The 12,917-nt window shown below is 68.2% G+C and carries 13 protein-coding genes; 5 read left to right on the plus strand and 8 right to left on the minus strand.

The window, feature by feature from the left end; translation table 11 throughout:
• Positions 1-20 precede the first annotated feature (20 nt).
• The 5 genes from IPG50_39425 to larB all read right to left on the minus strand — a co-directional run bounded on the left by IPG50_39425 (position 21) and on the right by larB (position 7,167).
• On the minus strand, positions 21-1,223 hold the full coding sequence (locus tag IPG50_39425; GenBank protein MBK6698212.1) for a serine/threonine-protein phosphatase: 1,203 nt from the start codon (positions 1,221-1,223) through the stop codon (positions 21-23).
• A 16-nt stretch (positions 1,224-1,239) separates the two neighbouring features.
• A complete protein-coding gene (locus IPG50_39430) occupies positions 1,240-1,710 on the minus strand; it encodes an FHA domain-containing protein (protein MBK6698213.1) in 471 nt (156 codons plus the stop codon).
• A 1,963-nt stretch (positions 1,711-3,673) separates the two neighbouring features.
• Positions 3,674-4,849 carry an FHA domain-containing protein gene (locus IPG50_39435; protein MBK6698214.1) on the minus strand — a complete coding sequence of 392 codons (1,176 nt, stop codon included), beginning with the start codon at positions 4,847-4,849 and terminating at the stop codon, positions 3,674-3,676.
• A 214-nt stretch (positions 4,850-5,063) separates the two neighbouring features.
• On the minus strand, positions 5,064-6,404 hold the full coding sequence (gene larC / locus IPG50_39440; protein ID MBK6698215.1) for a nickel pincer cofactor biosynthesis protein LarC: 1,341 nt from the start codon (positions 6,402-6,404) through the stop codon (positions 5,064-5,066).
• 1 nt (position 6,405) lies between these two features.
• Positions 6,406-7,167, minus strand: coding sequence for a nickel pincer cofactor biosynthesis protein LarB (larB, locus tag IPG50_39445; GenBank protein MBK6698216.1), 762 nt, complete (start codon positions 7,165-7,167; stop codon positions 6,406-6,408).
• 138 nt (positions 7,168-7,305) lie between these two features.
• On the opposite strand from larB, the gene IPG50_39450 reads away from it, so the two are divergent.
• From IPG50_39450 to IPG50_39460, 3 genes are all read left to right on the plus strand, one after another.
• A complete protein-coding gene (locus tag IPG50_39450; GenBank protein ID MBK6698217.1) occupies positions 7,306-7,872 on the plus strand; it encodes a hypothetical protein in 567 nt (188 codons plus the stop codon).
• Positions 7,873-7,944: 72 nt separating this feature from the next.
• Positions 7,945-8,973, plus strand: coding sequence for a zinc-binding dehydrogenase (locus tag IPG50_39455; protein MBK6698218.1), 1,029 nt, complete (start codon positions 7,945-7,947; stop codon positions 8,971-8,973).
• A gap of 44 nt (positions 8,974-9,017) precedes the next feature.
• The gene (locus IPG50_39460; protein ID MBK6698219.1) at positions 9,018-9,467 is read left to right on the plus strand and encodes a hypothetical protein; all 450 of its coding nucleotides are present in this window, start codon (positions 9,018-9,020) and stop codon (positions 9,465-9,467) included.
• A gap of 21 nt (positions 9,468-9,488) precedes the next feature.
• Here the strand turns inward: IPG50_39460 and IPG50_39465 are convergent, their stop codons facing one another.
• The 3 genes from IPG50_39465 to IPG50_39475 form a co-directional block, all read right to left on the minus strand.
• Positions 9,489-9,917 carry a hypothetical protein gene (locus tag IPG50_39465; GenBank protein ID MBK6698220.1) on the minus strand — a complete coding sequence of 143 codons (429 nt, stop codon included), beginning with the start codon at positions 9,915-9,917 and terminating at the stop codon, positions 9,489-9,491.
• 48 nt (positions 9,918-9,965) lie between these two features.
• Complete coding sequence (locus IPG50_39470; GenBank protein MBK6698221.1) at positions 9,966-10,151, minus strand: hypothetical protein; 186 nt, start codon at positions 10,149-10,151, stop codon at positions 9,966-9,968.
• A 92-nt stretch (positions 10,152-10,243) separates the two neighbouring features.
• Positions 10,244-10,795: an NUDIX domain-containing protein gene (locus IPG50_39475; GenBank protein MBK6698222.1), complete on the minus strand. Its 552-nt coding sequence runs from the start codon at positions 10,793-10,795 to the stop codon at positions 10,244-10,246.
• Between the two features lie 179 nt (positions 10,796-10,974).
• Here IPG50_39475 and IPG50_39480 point away from each other — a divergent pair, with 179 nt between their 5' ends.
• Positions 10,975-11,829 carry a VWA domain-containing protein gene (locus tag IPG50_39480; GenBank protein ID MBK6698223.1) on the plus strand — a complete coding sequence of 285 codons (855 nt, stop codon included), beginning with the start codon at positions 10,975-10,977 and terminating at the stop codon, positions 11,827-11,829.
• Positions 11,830-11,930: 101 nt separating this feature from the next.
• Entirely contained in the window at positions 11,931-12,917 is a 987-nt protein-coding gene (locus IPG50_39485) for a MoxR family ATPase (protein ID MBK6698224.1), read from the plus strand.

Genomic DNA, 12,917 nt, shown 5'->3' on the forward strand with positions numbered 1-12,917 from the left:
TTCGGGGTCGAGGGGCGAGGTTAGGGAGAGCTCGACGCGGGAGCGGCTCCCGCGTCGATGGCGAAGGCGGGAGTCTGGCCGCGCGACTTCGCCGTGAGGATGCCGATGAATGCGGCGAGGACCGCGAGCAAGAGAAACGCCAAGACGAGGCCGACGATGAGGATGACGCGCTCGCCGCCGCTCCGACTCGAGCTTCCATCGAGCGTCGTCCGAGGGCCTGGAGCGGCAGGAGCGCCAGGACCCGGATACGGCGGAGGGAGCGGTGGCAGCGTCCCGCCCGATTGGGGCGGCGGCGGCACCTGGCCCATCGGCGGCGCCATCATGGGAGGCGCGGGCGCCGCGTACCCGGGCGGCGCTTGATACGGAGCCGGCGCATACGCGTACGGCGGCGGCCCGGCTGGCTGCGCGTGGGGCGCGGTCGCCACGACCGTCGGCTGCGGTTGCGACGTGACATCGTCGAGGAAGCGCGCCGCCAGCACCGTGATGTTGTCGTGACCACCGCGCTCGTTTGCCATGTCGACGAGTCGTGACGCACCGGCCGCCGGCGAGCCCGCTTCGAGAACGGCTCGCGCAATCTCGGGACCCGTGACGAGATCCGTCAACCCGTCGGTGCACAAGACGATGGTGTCGCCTTGCGCAAAGGGCACCGCGTCGATGCGCACCTCGACGTCGACAGCGGCCGCAACACCCAGCGCGCGGAGGATTCGGTTCGCGTCGGGATGACCGACGGCTTGCTCCGGAGTCAACATGCCCGCGTCGACCATTTGTTGGACGACGGAGTGATCGCGTGTGAGCGCTAACGCGTGCCCCTGGCGCAAGAGGTAGGCGCGACTGTCGCCGACGTGAGCCACGACGATGCCCGACGATTGAAGGAGGGCGGCGACGATGGTTGACCCTGGTCGGCCCGCGGCGTCGGGCGGCGCGAGGCCATAGACGCGGTCGTTCGCCGTGCGCACCGCTTGATCAAGGGCTGCGCGCACCGGAGCGTCGAGGGCCATGCCTTCGAGCGTCTCCACAACAGTTCTTAGCGCGAGGTTCGAGGCCTCTTCGCCGGAGTTGTGCCCGCCCATCCCGTCGCAGACGACAAGCAAGTGGCCGAACGGGGTCGGTCGGTACGCGAAGGCGTCCTCGTTGACCTGCTTGTCGGGGTCTCGCCCGGCGTCGGTCCGCGACGCGACGTCGACGCGGGGGCGCAGCGAGGAAGCCTGAACGAGGGTCGCCATGGCCGCCACAGGTCAATCAGGCGACGCGTACCGAGAACTCAACGGGCCCGAAGCGGAGCGGTCCACCGACTGGGACCGGAGTCCAGACGCCGGGCAGAATGCGAGAGCCCGCGACGTAGGTGCCGTTGTTGCTCGTCTCGTCACGGACCCAGAGCTGAGCCCCTTCGAACTTCAGCGTGGCGTGCACACCGCTAATGCGCGGCTCGGGCAACATGACGGGGCACATCGCTGGATCGCGGCCCACCTTGACCTCTTGCCCATTGGGGATCGTGAAGTCGCCAACGCCGCCGCTCAAGATCGCCTGCGATGCTCCGATGAAGCCGCCGCTGCCGGCGTAGGGGTTCGGCGGCGGTACCGGCTGCGCAGGCATGCCTCCTGTCAGTGGAAACATGGGGGCGCTTGCGCCCCCACCTCCTTCCCCGGGGGCGAAGAGGGGCTGACCGCATGAGAAACAAACCGACGGCTGGCCCGTCGTGGCCATCGTCATGGCGCTGCACTTGTCGCAGCGCACCTGAATGACGGCTGGCGGAGCGGCCGGTCGGGCCGCCTCGACAGGCGCGGCGCCATAGCCACCACCGCCGCCTCCGTAGCCCCCGGGCGGTCCGCCGCCTCCTGGCGGCGCACCGTACCCACCGCCCGCGGGCGGGCCGCCGTAGCCGCCGCCGGCCGGCGGACTTCCATAGGGCGGCGGTGCGCCCGCGACGACCGGCGCGAGCGGTTGCCCGCCACCGCCGCCACCTTTGGAACGCTTGCCCTTTCCGCCGCCACCGCCGCGCAGGAGCACGAGGAAGAGGAGGAGGATGACGATGACGGCCCCCGCGATGCCGAGGATCAGCAGCAGGTTGAACGGCTTCTTCTTCGCCTTCAGGGTGAGGATCGTCTGAGCGTCTCGGCCGCTCGCTCGGCGCGCGCCGTTGTCGTAAATGAGAATCCGCGCGACCGTCGCTTCGCCAGCCCCCTCGAGGAGCTTCTCTTCGTCGGGGACCTCGAAGACGGCGAAGGAGTCGTTCACTTCCTTCGCCCCGCCGCGCATGTTCTGAGCGATGAGGTTCTGTTGCACGCGGCGTATGGCCGCGAGATCGGAGCTGGAGAAATTTGGGTCGGGCTGCGTGCCGGCGGGCACGAAGTAGGCTTCGGCCCGCTTCGAGTCGCCGCCCCAGCAGAACGTCCCGTAGATTTTCATGGTGCCGCCGGGATAGAGCGGATTGGCTTCCGCCTCGGCGCGCGTCCGCGCGATGTCGACGTCGAGCGGCCACTGGGACGGATCAACGCCGATGGGCACGTTCTGGAAGGTCGCGTCGCCCTTGATGGGAGGCTGGACGTTCGCGAACTCTAGCTGGAACGACTGGGAGACCGTCGGGTTGAGGCAGGAGAGGCGCCACTTCGCGACGTACATCGCGTTGAAGCGCGCGCGGACGAGCTCGATGATCTTGCGACCCTTCGCCTCGCCTTGGCCTTCCCGGACGATGTTGAAGAAGCCGCCGATCTCCGGATTCGCCAGTTCCTGCATGAACTGCTGGTCGTTGTTGCGGAAGACGTCGTTCACGAGGCCGCCGGCGTTGGGCATCCACACGCTGATGATCGGCAGCGGCGTCTTGGGGACCGATTGGTTGTCGTCGGGGAAGCGGCCCTTGGTGGCAAACTGGCGGAACAGCGCCGCCGTCGCGGAGACGCCGGCGGCGTCGTTGCGACTGGCACCGTTGGAAAGTACGACCATCGCTTGATGGAGCGGGATCTCTTGCGGCCCCTGCGTGTTGCCGATGCTCCCAAAGGCGTCGGCGGTCATCTTCTTGAGCAGGTCAAAGAGCGGCCGATCGCGGCCTCGCGAGGGCGCCGGCGCCGGCTGCGCGTTGAGCACGTTCACCAGGTCGTTGCGCTGAGGAAACGTCTTCCAGTTGGAGTCGTGGAGCACCAGTCGATCATCGAAGATCATGAGGCGCATGTGGTCCGCCGGCTGCATCGCCTCGATGAACTGGCGAGCGATGGCGCGACCTTCCGCGTAGCGGCTGCCCATGCTGGCGGCGGCGTCGACGACGACGAGCCACGCGGTGCCGAAGCCCTTCTCGCGCCGCTTGACGGCGTCGCCCCAACGCTCGACGGTGCCTTCAAGCGTAGCCAGCGTGTCGGCGCCTTCCACCTTGACGAGCAGGCGAGCGTTCGCCTGCGGGAAAGGCATCGGACTCCACACGGCGTTGGGCTTCTCGAGTTCCGACGAAATGCAATCGATGGTGGCGTTGCCGCCGCCGACGTTCGCACACGGCGTCATGACCTTCGAGACGGCGTTGAACTGCACCACTTCCACGATGCTGGTGAGCAGCGGGGCGCCGCTCACCACGGCGGCTCGCGGGTCGATGCGAAGAATGTGGGTCTCCGGCGCGGCGTAACCGAGCGACGACACCACGAAGACGACCGCGCCCAGGAGAAACGCGAAGGCTCTCGACACTTGCATATTACACACGCCCCACGATCTTCACGATCGTGGTGAAGCCCCCGAAGCGCACGCGATCGCCGTCCTTCAATTCGCGGCGCCCGTTGAAGCCAAGGTGCTCATCGTTGACGTAGGTGCCGTTGGTGGAGCCCGTGTCTTCGACGTGAACGGCCCCCGAGACGTTGTCGACGAGCAACGCCGCGTGTTTCGACGAGATGGTCGGGTCCGGCAGCTGGATGTCGAGGGTTTCACCGCTGTTGGCGCGCCCTAGGGTGACGCGACCGCCGGCGAGGGGCCAGAACTCACCCTGCGCGTTGGCCTGGTAGGCGACGAGGAAGCCGCGGAGCGTGCGGTTTCCCGGCGCCGGGGCCGCGTCGGCTTGCGTTGGCGCGGAGCCGGGACTCGGTTGTTGCGCGTAGGGTGAAGGTGGCGCCGCCGAGGCGCCCGGTGCGACGCCGAACGGCGGCGGCTGGCCCTGCGGAGCATACCCTTGCTGCGCGCCTTGTGGGCCGCCGGGGGCGGCGCCGGGCGGGGCACCAAAGCCACCGAAGCCAGGGCTCGGTTGCGGCGATTGCTGCGGAGGGCCGCCCTGCGGTCCGCCGGGCGCACCGAACGGTGGCGGCGCACCTTGCGGAGCGTAGCCCGGCGCACCGTAAGGCGACGCTTGCGGGGGTGCACCAAAAGGCGGCGGCGCGTACGCGTCGGCGCCGTAGCCCTGAGCCGGCGGCGCTTCGGGCGCCCCGTACCCCTGAGCGGGCGGCGGGCCATAAGGCCCTTGCGGCTGAGCCGGCGGCGCCCCGAAAGGCGCGGGCGCGCCGTACGGGGGTTGAGCGCCGTAGGGCGACGCCTGCTGCGGCGGAGGGGCGCCGAACGGCTGCGGGGTCGGACCGTATCCGGGCCCCCCGCCGGCTGGTCCGCCTGGTCCTCCGCCGGGCGGCCCGAACGCGGGGGCTGGCGTCGTTTGCGGCGACCCTTGCGGAGCGAAGCCTTGAGGAGGCGCCCCCGGCGGTGCACCGAAGGCTGGCGGCGGAGCCCCGAACGCCGGCGGCGGCGCTCCAAACGGAGCACCCGGCGGCGGCCCTTGTGGCGCGCCTGGCGGCGGACCGGCGGGAGCTGGTGCACCAAGCGCGAACCCACAGGAGTTACAAAATTTGTCGGTGGGGAGGACGGGTGAGCCGCACTTCGGGCAAGCGCTCATCGCGAACCTTTCGGGCGCGTGGGGTGATCGGCGCCCGCCGAGCCACGCGCGGGCGGAGCATAACGAAGAACAAGGGGGAATTGTGCGGAAACTGGTGCCCCCGACTCCGCGAAAATCGCCGGCTCGATCGCGGCAAGGGCTCGCCCATGGGAGGCGCATCGCGAGGTCAAACCAACGCACGCCGTGTTCACCCCGGCGGTTTGCCGTTCTGCGGCTAGCGCCGTACCGCTTGCCAGGCTGCCATGGTGGCCTCGCCGAGGACCTCGCGGAGAGGGACGCCGTGCGCCTTTGCCGCGGCCCGGCACGCTTCGAGTTCGGGCTTCAGCTGAGGCGGACCAAACGGGCCTTCGGCGATCTTGACCGCGACTCGACCGAAGCGCGTGTCGACCTCGATCATTCGTCGCGGTCGCTCGAGCCTTGCGACGGAGTAGCTGCGCACACCGAGAGTCGTCGTCTCGCGCATCAGGGTCGCCGCGACGTCGCCCGCTCGGGCACGCGACGCGAGCGCGCAGATCGTATACGCGGGCCGGCTCTTCTTCATGGCGATGGGCACGGCCCACGCGTCGAGGGCCCCGTGCTCGAGCAGCGACTCGAGGGCGGCCCCCAGGAGCTCGCCCGTCGCGTCGTCGATGTTCGTCTCAAGGACGACGTGCTCGTCGGTTGACGCTTCGGGCGCGCCGAGGACCACGCGGAGCACGTTCGGCCGATCAGCCAGATCCTTCGTGCCGGCGCCCCAGCCGATGTTCTCGGGCGTCATCGTGGGCCAGCGGGACGAGCCGCGCGCCGTCGCAGCGACGATGGCCGCCCCCGTTGGCGTCACGAACTCGAAGTCCGCACCGCCGTCGTAGGTGGGCAGACCACGCAAGCACTCGACGGTCGCCGGTGGTGGCAGCGGAAGAATGCCGTGCCGAGCGCGAACGAAGCCACGCCCCATCGGCAACGGCGAAACGAGGACGTGAGCCCCGAGGTAGTCGAGGGCCGCCGAGGCGCCCACCACGTCGACGAGCGCGTCGACTGCGCCGACCTCGTGAAAGTGCACGTCATCGAGCGCGCTCCGGTGAACCTTCGCCTCCGCGTGAGCGAGTCGCTCGAAGATCGCGAGGGCGCGACCCTTCACGTCGGCCTCGAGCGCTGCGCGCTCGACCAAGGCTCGAACCTCTCGGTAGGTGCGCTCGGGCTGCGCCGCGTCGACGTGGACGTCGAAGCTCGTGGCGACGATGCCACTACGGACGCGCGTACCGAAGTGAACGTGAAAACCCTCAAGCCCCAAGGCTTGCGTCGCATCGAGCACGACAGCCTCCGGCACCCCGAGGTCCACCAGCGCCGCGATGATCATGTCGCCCGCGAGCCCACTCGGCGCGTCGAGAAAGAGGGTCTTTCCGACCCCTACGCCCCGCGCAAGCTCGGCGCGCGGTTCCCGATGCGTGTGCTCGTGCTCGCCGTGCCCGTGCCCATGCCCATGCCCATGCCCATGCCCATGCCCATGCCCATGGTCGTGGTCGTGGTCGTGGTCGTGGTCGTGACCATGCCCATGCCCGTCGCCTCCGTGCGCCATTTCACTCGCCTCCGCGAAGGATGCGCGCCGTAGCGAAGGCAGCCCCGAAGCCGTTGTCGATGTTCACCACGGTGATGCCCGACGCGCAGCTCGTGAGCATGCACATGAGCGCGGTGAAGCCCTCAAGCGCAGCGCCATAGCCGACGGAGGTCGGAACCGCGATGACGGGCACACGGACGAGGCCGCCGACGACGCTCGGCAGCGCCCCCTCCATCCCCGCCACGACCACCACGACGGAGGCACGCTCGAGTGTCTCTCGCTTGTGGAGCAGTCGGTGGATGCCGGCCACGCCGACGTCGTAGACGCGCTCAATCCGGCCACCGAGCAAGCGCAGCGTCTCGCCGCATTCTTCCGCGACCGGTAGGTCGCTCGTGCCGGCGCTGATAAGCACGACGGGCCCTGCCTTCGGGGCCAGCGCGGGAATCGGAGCTTGCTCGAGGATGCACAGCCGCGGGAGCTCTACGTGGCGAAACCCGGGAATCGCCGCGACGAGCGCCTTGGCCTTCTCGCCGTCGATCCGCGTCACGAGGACGTTTTGGCCGCTCGTCGCGAGCTCACGGCTGATGCCAATGATCTGTTCGGCGGTCTTTCCCTGGCCAAGGACGACCTCGGGCACGCCCTGGCGGAGAGCGCGATGGTGATCGACGGTCGCGTAGCCGAGGTCGGCGAAGGGAAGCGCGCGCAGCTCGGAGGCCGCGTCATCGACGGAGGCCGAGCCATCGCGGACGCGTTCGAGGAGCTGGCGCAGCCGAGGGAGATCCATGAGGCGGCGGACTATAGCGCGTGAAAGGGCTCGCGACTCGTCTGATGAGGACCGCTTCGGTCCTCTCGCCGGCGGCGGAACCGGATTTTGCTCCAGCTTTGCGGTAACCTCGCCGGCGTGTGGGCTCGCCCCATTGCCATGCGGCCCGTGCCGCCCTTCGCGGTCGTCGATCGAGCGGTCCTCGATGGCATCGAGAACGAGCTGTCGCGCGCCGGGGAGCGCGCCGATGCCATCCTCGATGCAGCCTTCGATCGCTTCGAGGAGCGCCAGGTCGAGCTGGCGCGTCACGTGGGCGACGTCTTGGATCGCCCCCTCGACGAGACCGCCACGGCGTTGGGCTCCTTTCTGTCGATCGTGATCTTCATGGCCTTCGAGCGGGCCTTCGGGGAGCGGCTCGAGGCCGTCAGCACGGACGCGCTCAAGGCGACCGTCGATTCGTTGTCGCTTGAGGAAGAGCTTCGCGCACGGGCTCCCACCGAACCGCTCGATCTTGAAGACGTCGTCGCCCATGAGCAGCCGGGCATCATGGCGTTCGTTCACTTGCACTTGGAGGCGGCCTTAGAAGAGGCCGCTAGCGGCGAAGACGTGGACGTCGATGACGTGCACCTCGTCTACCAGACCATGCTGGTTCAAACGCTGGCGCTGTCCCACGCGGTCGCGCCCGACGAGCGCTCGAAGGCGGGCGGAACCGAGCTTTTGGCCTAGTCGCCCGATTCTCGTTTCAACGCTCAAGCAGCACGCAGGCCCGCGAGACAAGGACCCATGAAAACCGAAGTGATGGCGCTGTCGAAACACGGCGGCCCGGAAGTCTTGGAGCGCCAGACCGTCGACCTGCCAGAGCCGGGGCCGCGCGAGGTGCGGGTTCGCGTACGCGCCGTCGCGCTGAACCGGCTCGACCTGTGGGTTCGGAAAGGTCTGCCCAACCTCAAGCTCACGTACCCGCATCGGCTCGGCTCGGACATCGTGGGAGAGGTTGACGCACTGGGGCCCGGTGCGCGCGGCGTCTCCGCGGTGCTCGGGCAGCGCGTCGTCGTCAACCCTGGCGTCTCCTGCGGCGCATGCGCGCGCTGTTTGAGCGGCCAAGACAACCTGTGCCCGCGCTACGCCATCCTCGGCGAGAACACGCAAGGCGGCTACGGGCGCCACCTCAACGTCCCCGATGCGAACCTCCTCCCCTTCCCCGACGGCCTCACCTTTGAAGAAGCGAGCGCCGTCCCCTTGGTCTTCCTCACGGCCTGGCAAATGGTCGTGCGCAAGGCAGAGGTCTCGGCGGGCCAAACGGTCCTGGTTCAGGCCGGCGGCAGCGGCGTCGGGAGCGCCGCCATCCAGATCGCCAAGCTCATGGGGGCGCGCGTCATCGCGACGGCCGGCTCCGACGAGAAGTGCCGGCGCGCCAAGGCGCTCGGCGCCGACGAGGTCATCAACTACCGCGAGCAAGACTTCCTTGCAGAGTGCAAGTCGCTCACGAGCAAGCGGGGCGTCGACGTCGTCATCGAGCACGTTGGCGGCGAGGTTTTCGAGAAGAGCATCTTGGCAGCCCGATGGGGCGGCCGCGTCATCACGTGCGGGGCCACCGCTGGCTTCACGCCGACGATGGACCTTCGCCAGATCTTCTTCCGCCAGGTCTCGGTCCTCGGATCGACGATGGGCCCAAAGGGCGATCTCTTTCCGATCTTGGAGCTGGTAGCGGCGCGGAGGCTGCGTCCCGTCGTCGGAGAGACACTGTCCTTGTGGGAGGCGCCAAAGGCGCACGCCGCGCTCGAGAGCCGAGACGTCTTCGGAAAGGTCGTCTTGAGCGTCGACTGACGGGGCTGGTGACGGATCGGACGAGCCGCGGCCATAGGCGGGGGATGGTGCGACGGCTGCTGCTCCTCGCCATAAGCGTCAGCTCTTGTGGCGGCCGGATCTTGTCCGAATCCGAGCCGCCCGCGGCGCGCGCGGCCACTGATGCCGAAGCCGACGGCGGTGCTTCGCCGGCCAGCCCCGCGCCCTCGCTCGCGGCCGGAGCGACGTGCGACCTCGGCGCCGAGCCGAGCCTCGTCGCCATCGACACCGTCGACGCAAAGCGATGTCGCTCTCGCCCGTGCGCCGCCGAGGGGTGGCTCGCCGCGGCGACGGAACGCTGCACGCCCGGCGAATACCGCATTCGATTGAGCGGCCAAGGGTGCCCCTTGGCGGTTCACGCAGCGAGTCCAAGTCCGCGCGGTGGCGCGTGCATCGCGGAAGCCCTCTCCGAGGCGCGGCTTTGCGAGGCCGACGACTGCGTGGCACTCGAGATTCGGGGCGACCCGCTGCGCTAAGTCGCGACAGACGCGAAAGAGTCAGTTCTTCACGTCCCAACGGCCCGTGGCGATGACCTTGCCGCCGCGCACGACCGACACCGTGGCGCTCTGCGAGGCGTAGCCTTCACCGAAGGGACTCGAGCCGCCTTCTCCCACGAGGAACGTCTCTCCCACGTCGAGCTTCTGGTTCTTGTTGGCGTCGTCGACGAAGGACAGCTCTGTGAAGGTGGCCGGCGTGCCGGGACCAAACTGAATCGTCACGGAAAGCTCCGAGAGAACGAAAGGTCCGCCGGCTGTCAGTTTGATGCGACAGAGATCGTCACCGGGGTTCGTCGAGAGGGGCTTCGGGTCATCGCTGACTTCGATCTTGGCTCCCACGCCCTGTTCGGCGGCGGCCGCGCTTGGCTCGGTGGTTTCGGAGCTGCACCCAACGACGAGCCAGAGAAGCGCAACGCTCAACCGCGGCATGGGCCGATCATACATGCGCCACGCGCCGCGCGGCGGTATGAACCGCGCCTACGCAGCGTGCACGTCTTTTGCGGCGTCTCGCGGGTCCACGACGTCGACCTGCGAAGGGGCGCGGTGCTGACCAAAACGCAAGAGCTCGCGAGCGAGGTCACGCGAGGAGGGCGCCTCGCACTCTCGAGCGTCGTCCGATGAACCGGCGTCGATGGCGTAGAGGAAGATCCGATGCTGCGGCATGGGTACGCGAGCCGCTCTGGCACGCCCTGACCTCGGCGCTAGCCTCGGCCGAAATTAGTCCCCTCGGTTCCCGTTCTCACCGGCGCGCAATTCTAGCGGCGGCGTAGAAATCGCTCGAGAGCCACCACGGCGATGGCGTGGCGCACGGTGCCCTCGTCGATGAGGCGCGCCGTGTAGGCCTCCGGAACGAGCGCGACCTCGAGCTCCTCGAGCTCGTCGAAGTCGGTCTCGCTCGTCTTGCGACATCCCGTCGCCAAGAACAGGTGGCAGCGATTTCCCTGAATCGCGGGGTTCGGTGAAACGACCCCCAAAGACTCGATACGCTCGGCCTCGTACCCCGTTTCTTCACGCAGCTCGCGGGCCGCCGTGGTGGCCGGGTCTTCGCCCTCGTCAACCGTGCCGCCGGGCGTCTCGAGCTCGAGCACTTCGGTCCCGAAGCGATACTGCCAAACGAGCACGAGCTCACGCTCGGGCGTCACCGCAACCACGTTGCACCAATCGGCGCAGGCGAAGGTGAACACGTCGCGAAGCGGCAAGCCGTCGGCCGAGTGAACGTCCTGCTGCTCGACGCGGAAGATCCGATGCTGTCCTACGACGCGCTTGTTCGAAAGCCGGTAGGGGCGGAGTTTCGGCGGCGTGAGCATGGGTTCCTTCCTTCGGTCGCTGTTGGGAGAGCGAGAGTCGCTTTTATCGACGAGACAACTGTCTCTCGCAGGTCTCGTTGCACCACAACATTGCACGGGGGGGCCTTCAGCCCGTACGCCAATCCGCGCTCGCGGTCCGTTTCGTACCGCCACGCTCATCACTCCGCGAGGACCCGCCCATGAACCGTCGACGCTGGCCCCTCTTCGCTGCACTCTCGCTCCTCGCCGCCTGCTCGGGGACGGAGCGCACCGGCCCCGGTGCCTTAGGGGGCGCGACCGGTGGCGCACCGACCATCGAACGCCCAGAGACCGTGTCCACCGCGCCGACGACTGGCGCGGCGTGCGTTCAGAACATCGACATCGTTTTTGTCATGGACGTCTCCAGCTCGATGGGACCGTTCCTGACGAAGCTGGCGCAGGAGATCTCCGTCGTCGACAGCGCCCTGATGGCCATGAGCCCCGGCGCCGCGCCGTATTACGGACTCGCCGTCTTCGTCGACGAGACCAAGATCCTGAACAACGGGCAGCCCTTCGCCAACGTGCCCACGCTCCGCGCCGAGTTTGAGCGCTGGGCGAAGCTCACGTATCAGAACAGCCAGCTCGACAATCCCGAACAGAACAGCACGTGGCCCGAAAACAGCCTCGACGCCATCTACGGCGCGGCGTCGACGTTTGCCTGGCGTCCGGGCAGCCTTCGGGTGGTCATCCACACGACCGACGACACCTTCTGGGAAGGGCCGACGACGGCTGATGGTATCGCGGTCCAGCGGAACTACGCCGAGACGGTGACGAAGCTGAAGAACGAGCAGGTGCGAGTCTTCTCCTTCGCGGCACAGCGCGGCGGGCCCAACGAAGCCGATGACGTCTCGGCGGGCTGGTTCGTACCCTACAAGGGGGCCGACCCGATCCCGAAGGCGACCTTCGGCGGCGTCTTCGAGATCGAAAAGGTCGTCGCCGGCCAGCTCTCGCTCTCCGACAGCATCAAGGGTGCGGTCCAATCGGTGCTCTGTGCTCCGTACCCGAAAGTGAACTGAGAGACGGCGAGAGGGGTGGGCCCCCGCGATCCCGCCGGCGCGGGCGCTTCGCGCGAGGGCCTCCTCGCTCCCGGCTAGCTGTGTTACACGGGGAGCCCGTCATGTACGACGTTCGGTCCCTCAACGAGCTTGTGGCGCGGGAGAGCGCCTTCATCGATCGGCTCTTCGCCGAGGTCGGCCGCGTCATCGTCGGCCAGACCTACATGATCGAGCGCATCTTGATCGGCATGCTGACGGGCGGTCACGTGCTGCTCGAAGGCGTCCCCGGTCTCGCGAAAACGCTGACGGTTCGAACGCTGTGCGACGCCATTTCGGCCAAGTTTGCCCGCGTTCAATTCACGCCTGACCTGCTCCCCGCCGACGTGATTGGCACGGTGATCTACAACCCGCAGAAGGCCGAGTTCTCGTCGAAGCTCGGCCCGATCTTCGCGAACCTCGTCCTCGCCGACGAGATCAACCGCGCCCCCGCCAAGGTCCAAAGCGCGCTCCTCGAGGCGATGCAGGAGCGGCAGGTCACCATCGGCGAGAAGACCTATCCGCTGCCAGCGCCGTTCATCGTCATGGCGACCCAGAATCCCATCGAGCAGGAGGGCACGTACCCGCTACCGGAAGCGCAGATCGATCGCTTCATGCTCATGGTGAAGGTCACATACCCGTCGCGCGAAGAAGAGCGACGCATCATGGACCGCACCGCCGGCACCGAACCGCCGCGCGCGACCGCCGTCGTCAAGCCGCAAGACCTCACGAACGCCGCGAAGGTCATCAGCCAGATGTACGTCGACGATCGCGTGAAGGACTACATCGTGGACGTCGTCTTCGCGACGCGCGATCCGAAGTCCTTCGGCATGAAAGAGATCGCGCCGCTCGTCGAGTACGGCGCCTCCCCACGCGCCACCATCGCGCTCAACATGGCGGCTCGCGCCCACGCGTTCCTCCGACACCGCGGGTACGTGACGCCCGATGACGTCAAGGCCATCGGCCTCGACGTGTTGCGCCACCGTGTCGTTTTGACCTACGAGGCCGACGCCGAGCAGATCACGGCGGAGCAGGTGGTGCGGCGGGTGTTCGAGGTCGTTCCGGTGCCCTGA

The sequence above is a fragment of the Myxococcales bacterium genome, from assembly GCA_016703425.1.
Classification (GTDB): Bacteria; Myxococcota_A; Polyangia; order Polyangiales; family Polyangiaceae; genus JADJCA01.

Coding starts and splice junctions, on each gene's coding strand:
- IPG50_39485 (MBK6698224.1), top strand. CDS start 11,931: ATGTACGACGTTCGGTCCCTCAACGAGCTTGTGGCGCGGGAGAGCGCC.
- IPG50_39435 (MBK6698214.1), bottom strand. CDS start 4,849: ATGAGCGCTTGCCCGAAGTGCGGCTCACCCGTCCTCCCCACCGACAAA.
- IPG50_39465 (MBK6698220.1), bottom strand. CDS start 9,917: ATGCCGCGGTTGAGCGTTGCGCTTCTCTGGCTCGTCGTTGGGTGCAGC.
- IPG50_39480 (MBK6698223.1), top strand. CDS start 10,975: ATGAACCGTCGACGCTGGCCCCTCTTCGCTGCACTCTCGCTCCTCGCC.
- IPG50_39455 (MBK6698218.1), top strand. CDS start 7,945: ATGGCGCTGTCGAAACACGGCGGCCCGGAAGTCTTGGAGCGCCAGACC.
- larB (MBK6698216.1), bottom strand. CDS start 7,167: ATGGATCTCCCTCGGCTGCGCCAGCTCCTCGAACGCGTCCGCGATGGC.
- IPG50_39430 (MBK6698213.1), bottom strand. CDS start 1,710: ATGACGATGGCCACGACGGGCCAGCCGTCGGTTTGTTTCTCATGCGGT.
- IPG50_39450 (MBK6698217.1), top strand. CDS start 7,306: ATGCGGCCCGTGCCGCCCTTCGCGGTCGTCGATCGAGCGGTCCTCGAT.
- IPG50_39475 (MBK6698222.1), bottom strand. CDS start 10,795: ATGCTCACGCCGCCGAAACTCCGCCCCTACCGGCTTTCGAACAAGCGC.
- IPG50_39470 (MBK6698221.1), bottom strand. CDS start 10,151: ATGCCGCAGCATCGGATCTTCCTCTACGCCATCGACGCCGGTTCATCG.
- IPG50_39460 (MBK6698219.1), top strand. CDS start 9,018: ATGGTGCGACGGCTGCTGCTCCTCGCCATAAGCGTCAGCTCTTGTGGC.
- larC (MBK6698215.1), bottom strand. CDS start 6,404: ATGGCGCACGGAGGCGACGGGCATGGGCATGGTCACGACCACGACCAC.
- IPG50_39425 (MBK6698212.1), bottom strand. CDS start 1,223: ATGGCGACCCTCGTTCAGGCTTCCTCGCTGCGCCCCCGCGTCGACGTC.